Genomic DNA, 22,986 nt, shown 5'->3' on the forward strand with positions numbered 1-22,986 from the left:
CCCAGCGATCATCCTGCCGAAGAGCCCCAGCCAAGTTGACAACGCCCTCGAAGCGTCGGGCTGATGGGCGACTGCGGCATGCACTCGCCAATTTTTGAAGGGGGCCCCATATATGTCAACGCGCGCTGTGCCGCCGTCCGAAAGTGCTGCCAAGGAGCAGGAGCCGATTGCCATCGTCGGGATCGGATGTCGGCTACCTGGCGGTGTTGAAGGGCCTGAGGCATTCTGGGACCTGCTCACGGCGGGCGATGATGCCATCGTCGATATCCCCCGTGATCGCTGGCTGGCGGACAAGTTCTATGACCGGAATCTTGGCCCCGGCACCAGCCGGGTGCGGCGTGGTGGATTTCTGCAATGCCCTGTCGATGAGTTCGATGCGGGGTTTTTCGAGATATCGCCGCGCGAGGCCGAGCATATAGATCCGCAGCAGCGTCTTCTCCTTGAAGTCGCCTGGGAGGCGGTGGAGGATTCGGGAACACCCTTGGAGCGGCTCTCGGGCACCTCGACCGGTGTCTTTATAGGCGGATTCACGCTCGACTACGGGCAATTGCAGTTCTCCGGCGGCGACCGCAGCAATGTCTCCGCGCACACCGCCACCGGAGTGGTCATGACGATGCTGGCCAATCGCATCTCCCATGCCTTTGACCTGCTCGGCCCGAGTGTGGCGCTGGACACTGCATGCTCCTCCTCGCTGGTGGCGGTCCACTTGGCCTGCCAGTCGCTGTGGTCCGGTGAGAGCACGGCGGCACTGGCAGGCGGGGTGAATCTGATGCTCACCCCCAACTTCACTGTCGCGGCCTCCCAGGGCGGCTTCCTGTCCCCGACCAGTCAGTCGCATCCCTTTGACGCCACCGCCGATGGCTATGTGCGGGGCGAAGGCGCGGGGGTCGTCGTCCTCAAACGCCTGAGCGAGGCCCTGAGTGATGGCGACCGTGTCTATGCCGTGATCCGCGGCACGGCGGTCAGCCAGGACGGGCGTACCAACGGGATCACTGTCCCCAGAAGTGAGAGCCAGCAGCAGGCGATGCGCGAGGCACTCGCCAGAGCCGGTGTGGACGCCTCATCCGTGGTCTATGTCGAGGCACATGGGACCAGCACGCCGGTCGGGGACCCGGTCGAGGTCGGCGCGATCGGCGAGGTCTACGGTCGCGGCGCGAACCGCCGTGCGGATGAGGTGTGTCTGCTCGCCTCAGTGAAGGCGAACATCGGCCACCTCGAGGCCGCGGCCGGCGTCACCGGACTCATCAAAACGGCACTTTGCGTCCACCACCGTATGGTTCCTCCGCAGTTGCATCTGTCCACGGTCAACCCGAACATCGACCTGGAAAGCCTGCGGCTGCGGATCCCGGTTGCCGGAGAGCCGCTCCGGGAGCGCGACGGAGTTGTACGGGCTGCCACCAACTCCTTCGGTTTCGGCGGCACCAACGCCCATGTCGTCCTGGAGTCCGCCCCTGTCGGGAACGCGTTCCCCGCCCTGGCCGACACCAGGCGGAGCGAGCCGCTGGAGTCGGTGTTCCCGCTGGCCGCGCGGAGCACAGCAGCCTTGGCTGCCCTCGCCGGGCACTATGCCGAGGCCATGGAGTCCATAGATCACACCGCGCTCGGCGCAGTGGCCGCACATCGCCGTACACACCACCGCCAAGCCCGGCTCGCCGTTGTCACCAACTCTGTCCAGGAGTTGTGCGACGGGCTGGACAGCCTGCGCCAGGGTGTTCCGCACCCCGCCGTTCACCTGGCGGAGGGGCCTGCGGTTCCTCCCCCGCTGGCGTTCGTCTACACCGGTATGGGGCCGCAGTGGTGGGGGATGGGCCGACAACTGCTGACCGGCAACCGGGTCTTCGCCGAGGCGATCGAGCGCTGCGACGCAGGCTTGCGTCCGTACACCGGCTGGTCACTGGTCGATGAACTCATGGCCGACGAGGCGCACTCCCGGATGTCCCAGACCTCGGTGGCCCAGCCGGCGAACTTCGCGCTCCAGGTCGCACTGACCGAACTGTGGGCGTCCCTCGGCATCCGTCCGGACGCGGTGATCGGGCACAGCGCCGGTGAGATCGCCGCTGCCTACGCGGCCGGCTGCCTCACCTTCGAAGACGCCGTGCAGGTGATTTACGAGCGGGCCCGTCTACAGCAGTTGACCGTTGGTCAGGGGCGGCTGGCCGCAGCGGCGATCTCCCTGGAGCGCGCCCTTGAACTGCCTGCTGTGCGCAGGGGACGCCTGGTTGTCGCCGCGGTCAACAGCCCGGAGTCGGTGGCGCTGGTCGGCCCGACCGCTGATCTCAAGGAACTGCTGGCCGCGCTGGAGGCCGAGGGGGTTTTCTGCCGGCTTGTCGACGGCGATGTGCCCTTCCACAGCCCGATGATGGACCCGCTGGAGGACGAACTGCGCCGATGCCTGGCCGGTCTGACGCCCTCGGCGCCGACTGTCCCGCTCTACTCGTCCGTGGGCGGAGGGCGGTTCGGCGGCGTCGACCATGACGTCCGCAACACCCATGGCGGCCATAACGCGGAGTACTGGTGGCGCAATGTCCGCGCGCCGGTCCGGTTCGCGGACGCGGCCATGGCGATGATCGACGACGGCATCGGCGTGTTCGTCGAGATCGGCCCGCAACCCGTGCTCGGCCGCTCGCTCGCCGACTGCCTCAGCGCCCGGGGCCGCAGCGGTTCCACCGTCGCCTCCCTGCGGCGCAACGCCCAGGACGGATCCGTCATGGCGCATGCCTGCGCGGAGCTCTATGTCCTGGGCTATGCACCGGACTGGACGGTGTTCCATCCGGGCCACGCCGACGCCTCGTTGCGGCTCCCGACGTATCCATGGCAGCGGGAGCGCTACTGGAAGGAGTCCGAGGCCACTCGACTGGACCGGCTCGGGGAACTCGACCATCCGCTGCTCGGAGCCCGGCGCGACACGCCGACTCCGTCATGGCGGCGATACCTCGACGGCAGCCGCCCGGGCTATCTCGCCGACCACACGGTGATGGGCGGCAATCTGTTCCCGGGAGCCGGGTACATCGAGATGGCGCTGGCGGGCGGACGAGCCGCGTTCGGCGCCAGCCCCTGCGTGGTCGAGCAGATCCGGTTCGAGGCGCCCACCGTCCTCAGCGCGGGGCCGGTCTACCAGCTCGACACGACCGTGGACCGCACCACAGGCCGAGTGGAGATCCATGGGCGTGCGGCGGGATCCAAGAGCTGGGTCAGGCACGCCACGGCCCGCCTTTCGCCACCCGCCGTCTCCGTGCCGACCGTTGACCTGGCGGCGGTTCGCGCCCGGTGCACCGACGAGTGGGACGCGCAGACGTGCTACTCGGTGTTCGAGCGGCAGGGTTTTGACTACGGTCCGGGTTTTCAATCCGTCGAGCGCCTGTGGCTCGGCGAAGGCGAGGCTCTGGGACTGCTCTCGCGCGACGCGGTCGCCCGGAACGCCGGCGTGGACCATGTGGTGGATCCGATCGTGCTGGACGGCTGCTTTCAGATGCTCCTGCCCCTGATCGGGGTGTCGACCGAGGAACCAGTGATGATGATGCCGGTCGGCGTGGACCGGATCGTCGTCAACGGTCGCATCGACGGAGCGCTGTGGGTGCACGCCACTGCTGACACATCCTCAGCTTCCGGCTCGGTCTCCGGCGGTGAACTCGCCGGTGACGCCGTGCTCCTGGATGAGGATGGTCGAGTGGCCGCAACGATCCAAGGGTTCCGGGTCCGGCTGCTCGGCCCCGGGCGCCAGAGTCGGCCGCAGCTGGGCTCCACCTGGTTGCACGAGGTGGTCTGGGAGGTGCAGGACGATGTGCCCGGAACCGTTGCCACCTCCGGGGCTGGCCGATGGCTGGTGTTCGCCGACGCCGCGGGAATCTCCGATGCGCTCGCCGACCGCCTGGCAGCCCTGGGCCACCGCGCAGTCCTGGTCCGGCCCGGCGATGAATTCGCCGCAGGCCAGGACGAGTTCCGGATCCGGCCTGACCAGCGCGCCGACCTGGACGAGGTGATCCGGCAGGTCGCGGGCCAAGCCGACCTGCCGGTGCTCGGCATCGTCCATGCGTGGTCGGCCGGTGCCAGGGACGCAGAGCTCACCGCTGACCGGCTGGCGACGGCGGTCAGCCAGGGCCCGCAGCTGCTGCTCAACCTGGTGCAGGCGCTTGAGGCCCAGGGCGTGTCCTGGCCGCTGGATGTCGTCACCGTCGGGGCCCAGCCGGTGGACGGCCGGGTCTGGGCGGCCGGGCTGCTGCAGTCCCCGTTGTGGGGCATGACACGGGTCCTGCACCAGGAGTCCTTGCCGCTGCGCGCTCGGATCATGGACCTTGATCCGGACCGGCCGCTCGACGATGTCCCCTCGCTGCTGGCCGAACTGCTGGAGGCCGACCCCGACGAGGACCAGATCGCCTGGCGGAAGGGCGAACGCCGGGTGGCCCGACTGCACCCGTCCCGACGGGCGTCCGGGTCGGTGCCCTTCACCTACCGGCCGGACGCCGGCTACCTGATCACCGGCGGCCTGGGGGCGCTCGGCCTGGTATTCGCCCGACACCTGGCCGCGCGCGGGGCCCGGCGGATCGTGCTGCTCGGGCGCACACCGCTGCCGCCCCGGTCCACCTGGGCGGCCCTGGCCCCGGACCACCCGCAGCGCGAACAGGTGGACGCGGTCGTCCAAGTGGAGAAGCTCGGCGCCGTCGTGGAGACCGCGAGCCTCGATGTGACCGATCCAGCGGCGCTTCGGGACTTCGTCGAGGGGCGCCGCAGGTCCGCCCTGCCGCCGATCCACGGCGTCGTTCACTCCGCCGGTGCAGTGAACGATCAGATCCTGTCAAGGATGACCCGGGAGCAGTTCGACAGCGTACTGCGGCCCAAGACCCTGGGCGCCTGGGCGCTGCACGAGGGGCTCGCCGACGAGCCGCTGGACTTCTTTGTGGTGTTCTCCTCGGTCGGATCCGTCGTGGCGACGGCAGGTCAGGCCAACTACGCCGCTGGCAACGCGTTCCTCGACGGGTTCGCCCACTACCGCCGCAGCCGCGGCCTGCCGGCCCTTTCTATCAACTGGGGGGCCTGGGACGCCGGGATGATTGCGCACTTGGGCCTTCAGTCGTTCTACCAGCGGCGCGGCATCGACCTGCTGACTGAGGCATCGGGGACCGCGCTCTTCGACGAACTGCTCGGCTCCGGCGAAACCCAGCAGGTCGCGGTCTCGGCCCACTGGCCGACGGTGATCTCCAACTATCAGATCGTGCCCCGGTTGATCAGGCATCTGGGCCAAGACCAGCATGACGCTGCCGAAGGCGCGAGCAGGGAGTCGGTCGCCGACCGGCTGGCCGCCGCGCCCGCCGGAGAGCACCGGGCGATCATTGCTGACGCCTGCACGGAGATCATCGGCAGCGTGCTGCGGACGCCGCCGGATCGGCTTCCGCGCCAGGAGGCGCTCAACCGCCTCGGACTCGACTCGATGCTCGCTGTCGAGCTGCGGATCCGGTTCGAGCAGGCATTTGGTGTCACACCCAAGGTTGTGTTCCTGCTCGACGGCGCCACGGTCGAGGACATCGCCGAGGTTGTCCACCAGGAAAGGCCGATCGAGGAAACCGCTGCCGCCCCGGAGTCGCCGGACGACCTGGCCGAGTTGTTGAGCGGGCTGGACGCGGAGAGCGCCGAGGCGCTGCTCGCTGACATCGAGCACATCGCCATGAAGGGATCAGAGCTGTCATGACAGACTTCGCGGCCCGGATCGCACGGCTCTCGCCGGAACAGCGTGAGGCCCTGCTCAAGCGGTTGAAGGACAACGCCCCTTCGGACAATGCTTCTTCGAACAAGGCCTCTTCGGACAGGGCATCCGCTGGCATCGTGGCCGCGAAGCGGACCGGGGACACGGTTCCGCTCTCCTACGCCCAGGAACGCATCTGGTTCCTGGAGCAGTTCACCCCGGGCACGCCTTTCCACAATATGTCCGGTGTGACGCGCATCCCGTTCCCCGTCGAGCCGGACGTGTTCGCGGAGTGCGTCGACCAGGTGGTCGAACGCCATGAGGTGCTGCGCACCCGGTTCGTGCTGCGCGAAGGAGCGCCGGTCGGCGTGGTCGCACAGCATGTGCAGGTGCCCGTTCGGGTGCTGGCGGACCTCGGGCCGCAGGAGCGGGAACAGCTGTTCCTGGAGGACGCCCGCGTCCCTTTCGACCTGTCGGTCGGGCCGCTGTTGCGAGTCACTGTCGCACCGGGCGGCTCCGACGAGTGCTTCGTCCAGTTCACCATGCACCACATCGTTTCCGACGGCTTCTCCATTGCCGTCTTCTTCCGCGAGCTCGGCGAGCTCTACCGTCCTCGGCTGGCCGGCATGCGGATCGAACTACCCCCGCTGAAACTCCAGTTCGCGAACGTCGCGGTCGCTGAGCGCGCCAAGGAGCAGGACGGGGAGTTCGCGGAGTCGGTCGACTACTGGGCCCGTCACCTTCGAGGTGCGCCATCCCACCTGGCGCTGCCGGCCGACCGCCGTCGCCCGGCCAGGGCGACCAACCGCGGTCGCCGACTGCCGGTGCGGATACCTGCTGAACTCGTCCAACAGGTCCGGAAACTGAGCCTGGAGCGCTCGGTCACCCCTTTCGTGACCATGCTCACCGCGTTCGCGACGGTGCTGGGCCGCTACAGCGCACAGGACGACCTGGTCATCGGGGTGCCGGTGGCAAATCGTGAAATGCCTGGAGCGGAACGGCTCATCGGCCCGTTCCTGAACACGCTCGCCCTCCGGCTGGACCTTGGCGGTCCGCTGACCTTCGCCGAACTGCTCGCCCAGGTGAACCGGACCGTGCTGGCCGGTTTCGAGCACCAGGCGGTTCCCCTCGAACGGGTCCTTCAGGCCGTCCAGTGCGTGCGGGACCCGAGTCGCAGCCCGCTGTTCCAGGCGGTGTTCAATTTCCAGGTGGACCAGTCCCGGACGCCGGGCGTCCCGGACTCGCAGCTGCGGGGCCTGCCCAACGGAGGCTGCCAGTTCGACCTGCTGTTCGACATGATGGCCACTCCGGACGGGATCACCGCGCATATCGACTACTACTCCGACGTCTACGACGAAGCGAGTGTCGTCCGGTTCGCCGACAGCTTCCTGGCAGTGCTGCGAGCAGGCGCGGACGAGGCCGAGCGCCCGGTCCACGAACTGCCGCTGCTCTCGCCCCAGGGCAGCGCCCACCTCATCGAGCAGGCGCTGCGTACGACGGGGCGGGCCTACGACCGGACGCAGTGTGTGCACGAGCTCGTACTCGCCTCGGCGCGAAGCCACCCCGACCGGGTCGCCCTGGTCGAGGGCTCCCGTCTGATCACCTACGGCGAGCTCGACGCCCTTTCCGGCTCCATCGCGGCGGCACTTGCGGACCGCGCCCCTGCGCTGCCCGGAGCACATGTCGCGATCTGTCTGCCGCGCTCGGCTGAAACGATCACCGCCATCATCGGTGTGCTGCGGGCCGGCTACGCCTACATACCGCTCGACCCGGACTACCCGCCGGAGCGGACAGCCTTCGTCTACGACGATGCCGACATCGCCGCGGTCGTGACCCACGGCAGCCTGCTGGACGCACTGCCCCCGACGGTTGCGCCGGTCATTCTGCTGGACGGGCCGCTCCCTGAAGGACCCTTCCAGGACCCGGTCGGCAGTGACGCACCGGAGCGGTCCGAACGGTGTGCCTACACGATCTACACCTCCGGATCCACCGGGCTGCCCAAGGGCGTGCGGGTCTCCCACCGCAATGTCGTCAACGTCCTGACCGCCATCCGGGAGCGCCCGGGTCTGACGGCTGCGGACACCCTGCTCGCGGTGACGAGCCCGTCCTTCGACATGTCGGTAGCGGAGATGCTCCTCCCGCTGGTGTCCGGCGCCCGAGTCGTGGTGGCCCTGTCCGAGGACGTCGTGGACGGGCGCCGACTGGCAGCGCTCCTCGACGAGCACCGCGTGACGGTCATGGCAGCGACCCCTTCCACCTGGTACCTGATGGTGGAGAGCGGGTGGCGGGGCCGGCCCGGCCTGCGGGCCTGGAGCGGCGGCGAGGCGCTGCAACCTGCCTTGGCCGAAACACTGCTGCGCAGTTGCGATGAGGTGTGGAACCTCTACGGACCGACCGAGACGACCGTCTACTCGACCGTGCACCGGGTCGGGCCCGAGGATGTGGCCGAGGGTTCCATACCGATCGGCCGGCCAGTCGCCAACACCACGGCGTATGTGCTCGACCACGGCGGGAATCCGCTGCCGTACAACGTTCTCGGCGAACTCTGCCTTGGCGGGGACGGTGTGTCCCTCGGCTACCAGCGCAGGCCCGAACTGAACTCCGCCGGCTTCGTCACAGAGCCGTTCCTGCCCGGACAGCGGCTGTACCGGACCGGCGACCTCGTACGGATGCGACCGGACGGCGAACTCGTGTACGCCGGTCGCCGGGACCACCAGGTGAAGATCCGGGGAGTCCGGATCGAGCTGGGCGAGATCGAGGCCGTGCTCGGTTCGCACCCGCAGGTCACCAGGGCGGTCGCCGTGGTCGAGGGGGAGGCCGGCGGCACCCCGTCCATCGTCGCGTACGTACAGCCGACAGCCGAGGCGGTCACTGCGGCGCAGCTCACCGACTTCCTGCGGGAGCGCCTCGTGCCCCAGCTGGTGCCGGGCCGGATCGTCCGGCTTGCCGAGCTCCCGCTCAACGCGAACGGCAAGATCGACCGAAATGCCCTGTCCCGGAACAGCCAAGAGCAGGACGGCCAGGACCGGAACGCGTCGGCCGAACCCGGCACGCCGACCGGCTGCCTCGCCCCCCGCGACGAGACGGAGGAGCGGATGGCAGTCATCTGGCGGGAGGTGCTCGACCGGCCGCAGCTCGGGGTGCTCGACGACTTCTTCGAACTCGGCGGCAACTCCCTGCTGGCGACCAAGCTCGTCTTTCGGATCCGCGAGGCATTCGGGGTCGATCTTCCACTGCAGGCACTGTTCGAGAGCCAGGCCACCGTGGCCGGGCTGTCCGCCCTGGCCACCCGTCAAGCGACCGCCGCCGAAGCCGTCCCGCCGGACCTGGCCGCTGAAGCACGCCTGGCCGACGACATCAGACCAGTGCCCGGCGCCCATGTGCACTCGGTGCGCCACCCCCAACATGTGTTCCTCACCGGCGCCACCGGATTCATCGGCGCCTTCCTGCTCGCCCGGCTGCTGCAGCGCACTGACGCGCGGATCTTCTGCCTGGTGCGGGCCGCATCGGCCGACCAGGGCTACGAGCGGATCCGCAGCACCCTGACCGGGTACGGCATCTGGGATCCGGCGTTCGGCGACCGGATCATCCCGGTGACCGGCACGCTCAGCAGCCCGCGCCTGGGCCTCAATCCTCCCCAGTGGCAGCATCTGGCAGCGATGGTCGACGTCGTCTACCACTGCGGCGCCGAGGTGGACTTTCTGCGGTCGTACTGGTCCCTGAGGCCCGCGAATGTGCTCGGAACCGCCGAGGTCCTGAGGCTGGCCTGCGACGGATCGACCAAACCGGTGCACTTCGTCTCCACCACCTCCGTGTTCTCCCGGCCCAACTATCCGGCGGGTACCTGTTTCACCGAGGAGATGGAACCGGTCCACGACCTGCGGACCACACTCGGCTACACCCAGACCAAGTGGGTCGGCGAGCAGTTGGTGCGCGAAGCCGGCCGTCGTGGGCTCCCGGTGTACATCTACCGGGCCGGGCGGGTGGGCGGCCACAGCAGCACCGGCGCCTCCAGGACCGGCGATTTCGTGTGGCAGTTGGTGAAGGTCGGGATCGAGCTCGGAGCCGCCCCGCTTCTCGACGTGCGACTGGATGTCGTTCCCGTGGACTTCGTGGTCGACGCCATGCTCCATCTCTCCCGCCAACCCGAGCTGCGGGGCACGGTCTTCCACCTCGTCCAGCCGCAACCCGTGCCGCAGCGCCAACTCGTCGCATGGCTGGAGGAGTACGGCTACGGAGGTGAACGAGTCGCTTTCACCGAATGGTGCAGGCGTGCCGGCGAGCTGTCCGACGAGACCGCTGCGGTGCTGGCGCCGTTCCTGTCCGGCACCCTGCCCCAGGGCGACTTCGTGTCCGGTGGCTTCGACCGCAGCAATGCGGACCGCGGCCTGGCCGGATCAGGCATCGGCTGTCCGCTGATCGACGACCGGCTCCTGCGCACCTATGTCGGCTACTTCGTCGAGACCGGCTACCTGCCTGCCCCGCACCCCTTGCGCTCGACGGCTCCGCAGCGAGCCGTACGGCCGAACTGATTCGGAGACCAGCGATGAAAGCGATGCGCATCCACGAGACCGGTGGCCCGGAAGTCCTGCGGCTGGACGAGCTCGACACCCCGGTGCCCGGCCCAGGACAGCTCTTGGTCCGTGTCGGAGCCGCCGGCGTCAACTTCTCCGATGTGATGGCACGTCAAGGTGTGTACCTCAACCAGGACACCGCCCCGGGGCTTCCGGTGACCCTGGGCACCGAGGTCGCCGGGGTGGTCGCCGCCGCAGGTCCCGGAGTCGACGGCCAGATCGTCGGGCGACGGGTCATCGCCTTCGTCCAGGGCGGGTATGCGGAGTACGCCGTGACCACTCCGGACCTGGCCGCCGAGCTGCCTGTCGGCGTCGACCTCGCCGAAGCGACCGCCTATCTGGTCCAGGGGGTCACAGCCTGGCAACTGCTCCGGGACTGCGCCCGGATCGAACCTGGCCAGTCTGTGCTCGTACACTCCGCAGCCGGGGGCGTCGGCACCCTCGCCCTGCAACTCGCCCGCGTCTTCGGCGCATCCACCGTCATCGCGACGGCCGGCTCGGCGGACAAGCGCAAGCTCGCCCTGGAACTCGGCGCCGACAGCGCAGTCGACTACACGACACCGGAATGGACCGAGGAGGCGCTGGCCGTGACCGGCGGCCGGGGCGTCGACATCGTCCTCGACGCCGTCGGCGGAACCACCGGCGAGCAGAGCCTCGACTGCCTGGCCCCGTTCGGGCGGCTGGTCGTCTACGGGGTCTCCAGCAGTCGGCTCGCCTCGTTCGCGGGCGCACAGCTGATACGCAAGAACCAGTCAGTCATCGGCTACTGGCTGGCCGGCCGAATACCGCGAGGCGGCGCGACCGGTTCCCCGACTGCGCACATCGTTCCTGAACTGCTGCGCTTCGCCGAGTACGGCCGACTCCGCGCAGTGGTCCGGCACGCCTTCGCCCTATCTGAAGCGGCGGAGGCCCATCGCGCGGTCGGCGCCCGGCACACCATGGGAAAGGTGGTACTGGCGGTATGACACACTCATGACCTGGTCCGCGCCATCCCGCGACCCTGCCATTCCGCGGCGGACGCGCCGCCCGCCAGCCGCTGGGCGGCGCTCTCCGCGTGGTGTGTGCGGACGATCACGTACGTAATTCCCCAGGGGCTGTGGTCAAGTAATTCCCCAACCTGTGCCGCTCGAAAGGTCGTAGCCGCATTGTGGGTGCCGAAAAGTACGTCCGCGTAGGTCAGACAGTCATGTGCGCGCGTGGGGAGAGTCGCGAAAGTCGGTCAGCCCCGGAGCGCCGCGGGGCCGGGTGGATGCCGGCGGCGTGCAGGATTTCCCAGACGGTGGACGGGGCGATGGGGTAGCCGAGGCGGGCGAGTTCGCCTTGTGTCCGGCGGTGGCCCAAGGTGTAGTTCTCCCGGGCCAGGCGCAAGGTGAGTTGCTTGACCGTGGGCGCGGTGGAGGGCCTGCCCGGTCGGCGGTGCCGGGGGAACGTCCACTTGCGAGCAAGGAGTTGCCGGTGCCAGGCCAGCAGCGTGGTCGGGGTGACCGCGAAGACCTGACGCCAACGCTCACGCGGGACCAGCCGGGACAGGACCGCGAACCAGATCCGGTCAGCGGGCTCGTAGCGGACCCGGGCGATCTGACGGCGCAGCACCGCATTCCCGTGCCGCAACGCCAGCACTTCCGCATCCTCGGCTACCCGGCTGCGCAGTACGGCGCCGGGCAGCGTGATCAAGTTGCGGACCAGCGCGGCGACGATGGATAGGGGCATCGAAGGATCGTCCCAGACACCGTGCAGGCCGCGGCATCGGATTGAGCAACCCCAGGTCAGGAGCCGAGTCGTATTTTCGAGCGGCACAGGCCCCCAGCCGGGGCAAGTGGAGCCGGTGCGCGACAAGCTCAGGCGCCTGGCGGACCGGGGTTGGCTGCACCGCACCCCCGCCGGCCACTTCACTACCCTGTCACAATCTCCCGCATGACCGATCTCGGCGGAATCCCGGCGTAACGGTCAGGCCATCGATGGGAGTTGGGGTGTCCGTGCGAATGAACAACCGCCCGCCGAGGGCACTGAAGGGCTTGTCTACCAGTGCCGCCTGCCACTGTTGAGCGCCACCTTGGACCTGGTCTCCGGTCTGGTCCGCGGCCATCTGACGGCAGCACGCGACGCGATGCCTTCGACCACGTCCTCATCATGAACGAGGCCCACGCCCGCCAGGTCCTTACGGCCTACCAGCGACACCACAACGAGCACCGACCGCAGTGGGCCCGAGACCAGCTACCACCCGGCGCTCACGAACAGCGCGCCACGGTGCATGACATCGACACCCGCAAAGTCCTGCGCACCCGGATCCTCGGTGAACTCATCAACGAGTACCGATATGCGGCGTGACATGAAGTGACGACTTTTCGAGCGGCACACGCAGCCGCGGCGACAGGTGAACTTCTCGCGGGCGGTGATACCGGCCTCCTGCAGAGCGGGTGAACGCCGCGGGTGAGGCGCTCAGGGTCGGTCTCGCCCTGCCACTCGGACTGCCCGCGGCCGCTTGGTCGTGCCCGCCCGAGCGGCGCAGGGCGGTCTGCGGCGGCGGCGAACTGACCGCAGCCCGTTCGGCCGCCGCTATCTCTGATACTCCGGCCCGGAGCGCTGGTTGCGCAGGGCGTAGCGGACCGCGTCGGCGCGGGAGTGCAGATCCGCTTTGGCGAACAGGTTGTTGATATGCGTCTTCACGGTGGCCTCGCTGATCACGAGCTTCGCCGCGATCTCCCGGTTGCGCAGGCCCTCGCCGATCAGCCCGAGGATCTCTCGTTCCCGCGCGGTCAGGGCGACGCCCAGGTCGTTGGGCGGCGCGGCCGGCGTGGCCCGGGAGGCCAGGGTGAGCAGGCGGCGCTGCACCTCGGGGGCGAGCACGGCCTGGCCCTGCGCGGCGGTGCGCACGGCGTGCAGGATCGTTGCGCGGTCGGCCTCCTTGGTCAGGTAGCCGCTCGCGCCCGCGTGGAGCGCGGCCAGGATCGACTCGTCGTCGTCGAAGGTGGTCAGCACGAGGATGGCGGTGTCCTGTTCGGCCCGGTGGATCCGTCCGGTCGCTTCGACCCCGTCCATGACGGGCATGTTCAGGTCCATCAGCAGCACATCCGGGTGGTGCAGCCCGGCGGCCTCCACGGCTTCCGCGCCGTTGGTCGCGGTGGCGACGACGGCCACGTCCTCGGCGAGACCCAGCATGACCGCCAGCGCCTCGCGGACGGTTGCCTGGTCGTCGACGACGACCAGAGTGATCGTGCGGTCCTCGGTCATCTGGGCAGCTCCAGTTCCACGGTCCAGCCGCCCTCCAGGGTCGGCTCGGCTTGCAGGGTTCCGCCCAGCAAGGCGGCGCGTTCGCGCATGCCGGCGAGCCCGACCCCGGTGCCGCTGGCGAGTTCGGTGCGGCGGGGCTCGGTGGCGGGCCCGTTGTGCACGGTCAGGATGACGCGGTGGTCGGTGAAGGCAAGACGCATGGTGCGCGCCGCGCCCGGCGCGTATTTGGCCGCGTTGGTCAGCGCCTCCTGCGCGGCCCGGACCATCGTGTGCGTCGCCTCAGCGCCGACCTCGGCGACCTCTTCAGTGATCGCGAAGTCGACCGCGTTGCGCTCGGCGAGTCGGCGCAGGGTGTCCGGCAGCGACAGGGTGTCCTCACGCAGTGCGTGCACGGCGCGCCGGGTCTCGCTGATGCTGTCCACGGCGAGCGCGCGGGCCCTGCGGACGGCCGCGGTCGACTCCTCCTCGCGGCCGCTGTCGCGCAGCGCGTCGGCCATGTCCAGTTGCAGCGCGATCCCGGACAGCGCGTGGCCGAGCACGTCGTGGATCTCGCGGGCGATGCGGCCGCGTTCGATCAGCGCCGCCTCGCGCGCCTCGGATTCCTTGGCGCGCTGGGCCTCCTCGGCGGCGCGCTGGGAGCTGTGCAGGGCGTTGAGTTGGTCCCGATGGGAGATTCCGATGTAGACGGGCAGGCCGACGGTGAGCGCGAGCCACCACGGCCACTGCGCAGGGTCGGGGGAGAGCAGCTGAACCAGCCAGGTCGCCCCGGCCGCGACGAGCGCGCCGGTGACGGCGACCCCGGTGGCGGCCCTGCGGGAGGCGAGTTTCCCGCCCGCTGCGGCCGCAGCGACGTACGGGAACAGGGCCGTGGCCGTCGTCGAGTGCGCGAGCGGCATCAGCAGCGAGCCCAGCAGCATGTAGGCGGTCATCGCGGCGAGTTGCCGGCGAGGGCTCAGCCGCTTCCACGGTAACAGCGCTCCGACCGCGGCGATCGAGGCGAGCACGAACAGCGCCAACGCCACCGGCCGAAACAGGATGCGGCTGTAGGGCCACTGAACGATCGTGCAGGCAATCGTGGCGAGTACGAGGAACGGCCGGCGCGGCTCGTCCCGGATACGTTCGGGTCGAACCGCCGGTCGTTGTTCCGCCGTGGTCATGGTGCCGGGGTTCCGATCGTCATCGACGGTAGTCGCGAAGCTGGCCGTGCCCAGTGTTCCACCCCGACGCATGGTGGTCGCCGTACGGATTTTCGCCACAGTCGGTCGGACTGCGCTGCATGTTGTCCAGAACCGGGAACATCCGGTGCGGGGCGCCATCCTGACCCTCCGTCCACATCACCAAAACCACGGCTGGCGGCCATCGGTGTCGTGCGGCGAGCGCTGTATCTCCGGCTGGAGAATCGTCTCCACCCGGGGGGACTCCGGCGTGCCGCGCCTCGGCATGCCCGGCGCGATCCCGATCTCCACCGGGACTCGCTGATCGGCCGCGCGGCGGCCGCGCCCCACCGCCGGCCGATCAGGGACACGACGCAGAACGCGATCCAGGGCGCCGGCCGCGCCCACACCGTGACGAGCTCCGTTTCCGCAGGGACGGGTGCGCCGCCGGAGCGGGGTCTCTCCAAGCCGATGCGGAGCCGTGGGTGGAGTCGGTTCTCCACCCGGTTCTCCACCCAAGATACGGCGGCGAGATCACGACAGGGCGACGGGTGCGGCCCTAGCGTGCCAACCACAGGACAGGGAAGGGAAGTTGGGCATGCGAGTCCTTGTCGACCAGAACCGCTGTCAGGGATACGGGCAGTGCGTGTTCGCGGCACCGGCGGTGTTCCGGTTCCGGGGCGTCGAGTCGCTGGAGTACGACCACGTACCGGATGCGGAGTCCGACCGGGCCGTGGAACGGGCCGCGCTGGCCTGTCCGGTGCAGGCGATCACGCTCGGCCGGGGGGCCGAGGCCGGCGCCGGGGAGGTGCGGTGATGGTCGGGTCGAGCGGACGGATTTGCCGAACATGCTGCTGCGCGGACCCGAGGAGCTCCGATTCGCCCACGACGGCATCACCGGCCGACCGCGGCCACGTCATACGGGCTGAGTGCCTCGCCCGCGCTTCGTCGACAGCACATCGCCCATGACGGGCCACCGCGTCCAAGACGGGCGTCCGCCCCCGTACGGAAAGGGAGTTCTGTGGAAGACCGCACCAAGCCGAGGTCCGCGGCTACCGGCCGATTCTCGCGACGACGCGTTCTGCAACTGTCCGGCTCGCTCGGGATTGCGGCGCTGAGCGCGGCAGGTTCGGCCGTCACGGCCAGCTACGCCACCACGCCCGGACCAGGCCGGAATACGAGCCGCGTCAGCGCGCCGCCGCCACGTGGCGCGCTCGGCACGAACTTCAACGGCGATCCTGACTGGGCGAACTTCGCCGAACTCCAGGCGCTGTCTGCGACCTGGCTCCGTGGGTTCTTCGCCATGCCCGACGCCGATCACGGGGCAGTGGCCGGCCAACCCGTGATCCGGACACTGCTGGCGGCCGGCGCACGCGGCTACCGCACCGTGCTGTCGCTGAAATTCCCCTACTTCACCGAACCCGTACCCACTCCGGGAAGCCCCGCCATGGCGACCGCGCTGAGGCGGCTGGCCGATGCGCTGCCCGTCGTGATGGGCAAGGTGGACATCCTTGTCGTCGGCAACGAACCGTTCATCGAATGCCTCGCCAATGACCGTGACACCAACCAACTCAACGTGTTCTACGAGACGATGGCGCGACACGTCATCGCCTACCGCGAACAGAACGGAAGCCCGAACCGCAAGACCACGCTCTACATGGGCGCGCTCAACCACCTGGACCTACCCGCCTGGCGCACGGCCGCCACCGACCGCTGGATGGCCTATGTGCGGGGCACCCCGGCCCTAGACGGTGTGGACATCCATCCGCATCTGCCCGACGTGGCCGCCGGCCAGGCGTACCTCGACTACATCCTTCCGCGGCTGCGATCCGACCAGACGTTCCTGGCCACCGAGTTCTCGCTCGTGCTGTTCTGGCGCAAGCACCCGCGTGACCCGGTCTCCCGTGAGTTCACCGCTCGATACGGTCTGCCGTCCGGGACCTTGGTGTGGCAGGTCATCAAGGACGCCATCCAGCACCCGTTCAGCCAGCAGAAGTGGAACGACTTTCTGTCGATGTCGCCATGGTTCGCGAACAACCGCGATTTCCTGCGAGACCAGGTCGAGAAGTTCCGCGCCACCGGACGACTCGCAGTCGCCACCTACGGCGTGACCCAGGACGCCGCCATGGTCTCCCACTTCGGGCCGGACTCGACACCGTGGCTGCTGGACAGCCTGTTCTGTCCCTACACGGTGCAGTCCGGAGCACATGGCCTGCCCGGCCGGACGCTGCCATGGACCGAAGAATTCCGGGCACTCCAGTGACGGTGGCGCCGTGGCCACAGCGCCCAAAGACTGCTCCTCGCCGTCGCCCGGGCCCATGAGGCGAGGGGAAGAACGGCTGCACGTACCGGACGCGGACGTGCTGCGCGACCGGCAATGGCCGACGAGTCGGGGCGTGCCGGTAGTGGCGGGAAAATCCGTGAACCGTCGCTGAGCGGGGTCGTTACCCCGCTTGGTGCCCTGTGACCGCCTGGCCGCCGGGCCAGCCCATCAGCCACCGCGGACATCGCCTGGAAGGACCGCTCATGCCGCTGATCGACGTGCTCACCACCGTGGTGCGGCGATGTGCCGCCGCACCACGGCGGTCGCGCGGGGCGTGGGCGGTGCGGCGGGCTGCTGGTGCGGCAGCTGGGTGGCGCCACGGAAAGTCCGTGGCATTAGCAGTCCCCCGGGCCGCTTGGCGCGGGGGTCGACGTGAGAGGACGGATCATTGATGAGACACGACCATCTGACGATGCGGGAGGGGCGACGGCGGTGGATGGCCGCCGTGGTCGCCGTCCTGAGCGTGCTGGCGGCACTGGCCACGAGCGTGACGCTGACCGCCACGGCGGCGCAGGCCGTGAACGACGACGGCACTTCGCCGTTCGCCACATATAACATGCATGGCTCTGACAACGGCTTAGCCTGGCGGTCGGAGATCGCGCCGCTGGCCGCAACTAACCACGTGGTGGCGCTGCAGGAGGTCGGTGCCGGGCCGCCCATGCCGGTGGACGACCACCGCAGCAACTACTACCAGATCCGGCTCACGCCGAGCCGCGCCCCCCAGCCCAGTTCCGTCACGCGAGTGACCTGGCCGGCCGGCCCCAACGGCAGCAGCCGCTACGTGTACTACCTGCAGACCGACCCCCGCAGGGTCGCCCACACCGGCCAGGACACGTGGGACGGCGGCCAGATGAACCTGGCAACGGTCACCGACACCCTGGCCAATGACGTCCGTGTGCTGGAGAACCCGGCCTACAACCCGGACCCCAACGCCCCGAACAACCGTTACCGGGCGCGCCCCCTGCTCGGCCTGCGGTTCGGCAACACCTGGTACTGGAACACCCACGCCCGCGGCGAGGACGTGCAAGGACTGCTCGACGAGGTCCGCGACTTCGCGGCTACCGACCGCCGGAACTGGGTCCTGGTCGGTGACTTCAACGTCGACATCCTCAACCGCACCAACGACCAGGCCCGCAACTCGCTGCATCTGCGCGCCGACGAGACCCTGGTGCGCAACGGTCAGCCGACGTTCATCAACGGCAACACCCCCAGCGAGCTGGACTACGCGGTCACGCGCGGCCTGCCTGCAGGGTTCACCGCGACCGTTCCCCAGGGTGGCGGATCCGACCACGTGCCCGTGGAGTTCGCCCAGACGCCGCCGCCGGCCAGGGCGGCACGTCCGGCCCATGCCTTCCGCACGGTGCTGGCCACCCCGACCGGCCATCTGCTGACGGAGAGTCCGGACCGTGTGATCACGGTCGCGGACGCCCGCTACGACAGCAACCAGACCTTCCAGATGTACACCACCAACGCGCTCACCCACTACCTGCAGAACGTCGGCACCGGGGACTGCATCGCGGTCGCCGCGAACGCCCGCCGGGACGTGACCTCCCCGATAGTCCCCGACAAGTTCGACGACCCACGAGCACAGTGGACACTCAGCCACCTGGAGGACGACCAGGCATACGACCAGGACAACGGCGGACCGCAACGCTGGCAGAACGTGGCCTTCCCCGGGCTCTGCCTGACCCCGGTCAGCAGTTCGGTGACCGCGGCACCGTGCACCGACTACGGCAGCCAGCGGTGGTGGGACAGCCCTTCGTCCCTCCCCACGGGCTGGCAGATCACCGGCTCGAACGTGCGACTCGAATCCGCGTATCTCGGAGGCCGACTGCGCCGGGCCGGCAAGGTCACCGGGACCTCGGTCTACACCCAGCCCACACCGCCGAAGTGGTGGTGGATCTACTGGCTGCTCTACGAGAAGCAGGAGTTCGGCTGGAACATCCAGCGGATCAGCAAGGACGACAACCTGGTCCGAATCCAGAGCCTGGACGGCGACGCCTGGTGCCTGAGCAGCCGCGACGAGCACGCCACCACGTCAACGGGTGCCGTGCTCCAGGAGTGTGACGATGCCCGCGGTGTCGCCGGGGCCGGCCAGCGCTGGCTGGCCGAGAGCTACGCGGACGGGACTATCCGGTACCGCAACGAGGCCAACCACCTGTGCCTGCAGGCCCCCGACGCCGACCACGGCAACGTCAGCCTCTACAAATGCGAGGACATCCCCGCCGAACGCTGGAGCGTGGTAAACCCCTGAAACCCCACCGGGCTGCCTGGACCGCCACACGGCCGACCCAGGCAGCCCGGCCCCCGTGGACGCGGGTTGCCACCACCACACACCGCCCATGCCGTAGCCGTGCAGGACGAGAAAGCGTGTCAGCGCAACTTCGGTACGGGGCCAGGGCTTGTCATATCGGCCGAGAGCAGTTGCGCCGCGAGCAGGTACGGCGGCACCAGACCAGATCATCCGAGACAACAGTCGGCATCCATACGCCAGGGACCAGATCACCTGGGATTTCCCGCAGCCATGCGTCTCAGTTGATCTGGTCGTCGCAGGTCCTGGGCCCGGCCTCGGACCAGACCGTCCGAGACGGGACACCGAGTGTCGGAAGACGCGACGGCCAGTTGAAGGACTTCGACTTCTCGACTCTGCCGGTCGCCGAGCCGATGCAGCGGTCCCTGGCCGCCGCGTTGGCCGCCGCGGTCAAGGGCTGGAGCTCCCACGAGACCTCCCCCCGCCAGTTCCGGGAGTTGAAGGGGTTCGCCGAGTTCGCCTCGCAGCAGGAGCGGCCTCCGCACGACCTGGACGAGCTCAACGCCGCCTTGTTGAAAGCCTGGTCGCTGCGGCTGAAGGACAGCCCAGGTGGTCGGGCCATGTTCCGGAACGTGACTGCCTTGCTGCGCAAGGATCCACGCGTTCACACCGGCCCAGCGGCTGAGGAGTTGGCCCGTCGGGTGCCCATGCTGCCCAGGCAGCGGAAGTCGTATGCGGCCACGGAACTTGACCAGATCCGACTGACGGCCCGGCGGACCTTCCGGTCTGCGCTGCTGCGGATCGAGAAGAACGCCGCGTACTTGGAACGCGGTCGGGCTGTTGCCCGGATCCGCAGCCCGGCCCGGACGGCGGTCCGGGCCGCCATCTGATCCGCATCCACCCCGAGGACGTCACCGACGAACAGGATGAAGACGACGAGGACGAGGACGATGACGGTGACGGTGACGGTGACAAAGCTAAGGACGTCGGCGAGCCACACCTTCTGATTCGCAGTCACCACTTCAAGACCGCCACTGACCCGGACAGCGCAACCATCGGCCGACTGAGCGGCCGGTCCCATGGGTCGCTATCGCCCCTGTGATCAAAGCTATCCGTGTGCTGGAACGCATCGTCCCCGAGGGGAAGTCGCTGTTCGACTCGGCCATTCATAATCCCCCGTACGCGCATCTTCGCACCGGGGCACTGGGGCAGTTGGCCATCCGTGAGCGGATCGAGGAGTTCGTGGCCTGGGCGAACGCCGAGGCCGCGGCTCAGGGGCTCCCCGGTGAGGTGATCCCGCCCGACCCTTACGGTGGTTTCGGGCTCGCGCGTTTCCGTCGCTCGCTTGGCACATCGCCCGCCGCCCCGGCGGCCTGGTGGCCCTGGCGATCCAGTACGGGCATCTGCGCACCGCCTTGGACCACGATGAGTCCGGCCGCTACGGGAGCCGCAGCCGTCAGGGCATCCATGGTCTGATCGACGTCGAGACCGCCCTGGCCACCGCGGACGCGGCAGCGGACCTGCACGATCGCTTCCAGAACGGGGAGGGCATCTCCGGTCCGGCTGCCGCCGAGCTCTGCTGGAAGCCTCGACCGGCCCGCTGTTTCGCGGGGCGCCGGTTAAGCTCGACTTCGCCCGCAAGCACGGGCTCGCGCGTCGGCACCTGGCCCGTGACGGCGGCGTCCTCTACGACAACCCCCACGCACTGCTACAAGCGCGACCGAGCCCTGTGCGAGCGGGACGGCCACCGCGATGCCCCGAGTCTGGACCGGTGCGTCGCCGGCTGCGGCAACATCGTCCGCACCAACCAGCACGCCGCCCTGCTGCGCGAGCGCGCGACCCACCTGGAGCACAAGGCCGCGCGGCTCCCCGGCCCCATCGGGGACAGGCTTCGCCACAATGCCGCCAGGCTCCGCGGCTGGGCAGACGAGCACGACCGCACCCGATTCACCCGTCAGGAGACCACCGCGTGAGCCCCGCACCCGCCGAACGCGACCGCATCCGTGCCGCGATGGACCGCATCCTCACCGGAGTCCCGGAACGCTCCAACGGAGCCCTGACCATCGTCGCCTTGGCCGTGGAGGCCGACGTCCCCAGGAAGGGATTGACCCAGCGTCATGTCGATCTCAAGAACGAGTTCTACGAGGGCGTAAAGGCCCGCGGCGGCACCCCGGACGTCGAGGCACGGCTCCGCAAGAAGATCGTCGAGCTCAAGAAGACCATCGCGAACAAGAACGACGAGATCGCTCAACTCAAGGCGGATGTCGAGGGCTTTCTCGCGGAGAACACCAGGCTCACGCTGGAGAACCAGGAGTTGCGCGACGTGCTCAGCGACAACGAGGCCAACGTGACCCCGATGCGGCCCGCACCGGGCCGGTGACGCTTTCCCGCAGCCTTCGTGTCCCAGTCTGCGGGTTACTACTGCGGTTCCGCCTCGGCTTGGACTACCCATGCTGCCGCCGCTGCGAGATCGGACGCCGTCCCGGCGGGGGCGTAGGTGAAGCCGTCCCACTCCTCCAGCGCCCTGGGATCGTCAGGGCGGAGGTGGCTGGCGCCGCCGTGCAGCGGCCGGTGGCGCCGGTAGATGTCCAGGGGCGGGCGGCGCCGCTTCTCGTAGGGTGCGAGTGGGTCGGCCGGGTCGACGTGTGAGGCCACGCGCGATGGCTGGTTCGGCGGTCCGGGTCGGCTGTGCTTGCCCATGGTCTCGACGATCTCAGGCCGTAACCGTGGTCGGCCGGGCGGCGGCGAGATCCTTCGCCAGGGTGCGGACCTCGTCCACTGCGGCGGTTCGGTACGGCCGGGCGGCGTCCAGCAGCGTGTTCAGCCGGGACGCCACCAAAGTGGAGTCGACTCGGGAGGCGTCGTCGAGCGCCTTGTCGGCCGCGTTGGCGGCCTGCTCAGGCTCGCCCTCGTCGAACAGGGCGGCGGCCAGCCCAACGCGGTCCATGACGCGCACCCGCTCGAACCCGTGCTTGCGCAGCCTGAGTGTGTCCTGGAAGTGGGTGCTCGCTCGACCGCCAGGGCGGCCGAGCCCAGTCAGGTCGCGGGCGGAGACCGCGCGGGCGCCGGCGTGCTCGGCGGCGTCGAAGTATGCCACCCACTTGGGCACCTGGTCCCCGAGCCCGTCGGCCAGCAGCTCGTCCGCCTGGGCGAGGTGGCCCTCGGCCTGGCACTCGTTACCGAGGGCCGCGTGCACCCGGCCGGTCTGGGAGGCGACCAGCGCCCTGCTCCGGAGCATCCGCTCGGCGGCCAGGATCAGCGGGGCGCCCACGGCCAGCTTCAGGGTGTCGCGGCGGTTCATGAACAGGTCCATCTGCGTCCATCCGGCCAGGGCCTCGGTGGCTGCCTCGGTCAGCAGCGGCAACTGGATCGTATCCAGCGCGGGACCGGTAGCCGCCAAGCCGAGATCACCAGGGGTAAGCGGTTCGCCGACCGCCTCGTAGACCACCTCCGCAAGCAGGGCAGGCACCGGCGGGCGGGGCCGCTCACCGTCCATCCAACGACGTACCCGGGTGGCATCCGGGGCAACCTGCCGGTGACCTTGCGCTTTGGCTTTGGTAGCCACCCGGCGCGCGATCTCCCCGTGGGACAGACCGGTCGCCGCGATCCACAGTGACAGGTGCGGGTTGCCGGTTCCGCTGGTCACCTGGTCCTCATCCTCCCCGACCTTGGTCACGGAGCGCGGCGATTTCCCCACGGTTCGCGGCACCTACGGTACTGGTCAGATGCGGTGGTGATCGCGTCGGTCACTTGCGCGGTTTTCGCGAGTTCCCGCT

At 69.2% G+C, this 22,986-nt stretch carries 14 protein-coding genes and 1 pseudogene; 10 read left to right on the plus strand and 5 right to left on the minus strand.

Translation table 11 applies throughout. From position 1 onward, the window contains the following. The first annotated feature begins 112 nt into the window (after positions 1 to 112). The 3 genes from P2L57_RS31460 to P2L57_RS31470 are packed head-to-tail and all read left to right on the plus strand — an operon-like array spanning position 113 to position 11,216. Positions 113 to 5,683: a type I polyketide synthase gene (locus P2L57_RS31460; protein WP_275820323.1), complete on the plus strand. Its 5,571-nt coding sequence runs from the start codon at positions 113 to 115 to the stop codon at positions 5,681 to 5,683. Beyond that, on the plus strand, positions 5,680 to 10,209 hold the full coding sequence (locus tag P2L57_RS31465) for a non-ribosomal peptide synthetase (RefSeq protein ID WP_275820325.1): 4,530 nt from the start codon (positions 5,680 to 5,682) through the stop codon (positions 10,207 to 10,209). Before P2L57_RS31460 ends, P2L57_RS31465 begins: the two co-directional genes overlap by 4 nt. Positions 10,210 to 10,232: 23 nt before the next feature. Continuing rightward, entirely contained in the window at positions 10,233 to 11,216 is a 984-nt protein-coding gene (locus P2L57_RS31470) for a quinone oxidoreductase family protein (RefSeq protein ID WP_275820327.1), read from the plus strand. Between the two features lie 259 nt (positions 11,217 to 11,475). Here the strand turns inward: P2L57_RS31470 and P2L57_RS31475 are convergent. Next, a pseudogene (locus P2L57_RS31475) lies at positions 11,476 to 11,961 on the minus strand (integrase core domain-containing protein); the annotation flags it as partial. 420 nt (positions 11,962 to 12,381) lie between these two features. Here P2L57_RS31475 and P2L57_RS31480 point away from each other — a divergent pair. Beyond that, the gene (locus P2L57_RS31480; RefSeq protein WP_275820329.1) at positions 12,382 to 12,579 is read left to right on the plus strand and encodes a hypothetical protein; all 198 of its coding nucleotides are present in this window, start codon (positions 12,382 to 12,384) and stop codon (positions 12,577 to 12,579) included. Between the two features lie 228 nt (positions 12,580 to 12,807). Here P2L57_RS31480 and P2L57_RS31485 read toward each other — a convergent pair whose 3' ends face one another. Next, on the minus strand, positions 12,808 to 13,482 hold the full coding sequence (locus tag P2L57_RS31485; RefSeq protein ID WP_275820331.1) for a response regulator: 675 nt from the start codon (positions 13,480 to 13,482) through the stop codon (positions 12,808 to 12,810). Further along, positions 13,479 to 14,639 (minus strand): sensor histidine kinase, encoded by a 1,161-nt coding sequence (locus P2L57_RS31490; protein WP_275820333.1) that lies wholly within the window; start codon positions 14,637 to 14,639, stop codon positions 13,479 to 13,481. Before P2L57_RS31490 ends, P2L57_RS31485 begins: the two co-directional genes overlap by 4 nt. Before the next feature lie 595 nt (positions 14,640 to 15,234). Between P2L57_RS31490 and P2L57_RS31495 the strand changes: the two genes are divergently transcribed. From P2L57_RS31495 to P2L57_RS31520, 6 genes are all read left to right on the plus strand, one after another. Beyond that, the gene (locus tag P2L57_RS31495) at positions 15,235 to 15,453 is read left to right on the plus strand and encodes a ferredoxin (RefSeq protein WP_275820335.1); all 219 of its coding nucleotides are present in this window, start codon (positions 15,235 to 15,237) and stop codon (positions 15,451 to 15,453) included. A 204-nt stretch (positions 15,454 to 15,657) separates the two neighbouring features. Then, positions 15,658 to 16,899, plus strand: a complete 1,242-nt coding sequence (locus P2L57_RS31500; RefSeq protein WP_275820337.1) for a hypothetical protein — start codon at positions 15,658 to 15,660, stop codon at positions 16,897 to 16,899. Positions 16,900 to 17,350: 451 nt separating this feature from the next. After that, on the plus strand, positions 17,351 to 19,213 hold the full coding sequence (locus P2L57_RS31505) for a ricin-type beta-trefoil lectin domain protein (RefSeq protein WP_275820339.1): 1,863 nt from the start codon (positions 17,351 to 17,353) through the stop codon (positions 19,211 to 19,213). A 281-nt stretch (positions 19,214 to 19,494) separates the two neighbouring features. After that, positions 19,495 to 20,100: a hypothetical protein gene (locus P2L57_RS31510; RefSeq protein WP_275820341.1), complete on the plus strand. Its 606-nt coding sequence runs from the start codon at positions 19,495 to 19,497 to the stop codon at positions 20,098 to 20,100. 486 nt (positions 20,101 to 20,586) lie between these two features. Then, complete coding sequence (locus tag P2L57_RS31515; RefSeq protein ID WP_275820343.1) at positions 20,587 to 21,183, plus strand: hypothetical protein; 597 nt, start codon at positions 20,587 to 20,589, stop codon at positions 21,181 to 21,183. Beyond that, on the plus strand, positions 21,180 to 21,590 hold the full coding sequence (locus P2L57_RS31520; protein ID WP_275820346.1) for an initiation control protein YabA: 411 nt from the start codon (positions 21,180 to 21,182) through the stop codon (positions 21,588 to 21,590). Before P2L57_RS31515 ends, P2L57_RS31520 begins: the two co-directional genes overlap by 4 nt. Before the next feature lie 38 nt (positions 21,591 to 21,628). Here the strand turns inward: P2L57_RS31520 and P2L57_RS31525 are convergent, their stop codons facing one another. Beyond that, positions 21,629 to 21,865, minus strand: a complete 237-nt coding sequence (locus P2L57_RS31525) for a DUF6087 family protein (protein WP_308292530.1) — start codon at positions 21,863 to 21,865, stop codon at positions 21,629 to 21,631. Positions 21,866 to 21,923: 58 nt separating this feature from the next. After that, complete coding sequence (locus P2L57_RS31530) at positions 21,924 to 22,886, minus strand: NsdA family TPR-like regulatory protein (RefSeq protein ID WP_275820350.1); 963 nt, start codon at positions 22,884 to 22,886, stop codon at positions 21,924 to 21,926. Positions 22,887 to 22,986: the final 100 nt, after the last annotated feature.

The sequence above is a fragment of the Streptantibioticus ferralitis genome (assembly GCF_029223525.1).
Lineage (GTDB): Bacteria > Actinomycetota > Actinomycetes > Streptomycetales > Streptomycetaceae > Streptantibioticus_A > Streptantibioticus_A ferralitis.

Coding starts and splice junctions, on each gene's coding strand:
- P2L57_RS31460 (WP_275820323.1), top strand. CDS start 113: ATGTCAACGCGCGCTGTGCCGCCGTCCGAAAGTGCTGCCAAGGAGCAG.
- P2L57_RS31465 (WP_275820325.1), top strand. CDS start 5,680: ATGACAGACTTCGCGGCCCGGATCGCACGGCTCTCGCCGGAACAGCGT.
- P2L57_RS31470 (WP_275820327.1), top strand. CDS start 10,233: ATGCGCATCCACGAGACCGGTGGCCCGGAAGTCCTGCGGCTGGACGAG.
- P2L57_RS31480 (WP_275820329.1), top strand. CDS start 12,382: ATGAACGAGGCCCACGCCCGCCAGGTCCTTACGGCCTACCAGCGACAC.
- P2L57_RS31485 (WP_275820331.1), bottom strand. CDS start 13,482: ATGACCGAGGACCGCACGATCACTCTGGTCGTCGTCGACGACCAGGCA.
- P2L57_RS31490 (WP_275820333.1), bottom strand. CDS start 14,639: ATGACCACGGCGGAACAACGACCGGCGGTTCGACCCGAACGTATCCGG.
- P2L57_RS31495 (WP_275820335.1), top strand. CDS start 15,235: ATGCGAGTCCTTGTCGACCAGAACCGCTGTCAGGGATACGGGCAGTGC.
- P2L57_RS31505 (WP_275820339.1), top strand. CDS start 17,351: ATGAGACACGACCATCTGACGATGCGGGAGGGGCGACGGCGGTGGATG.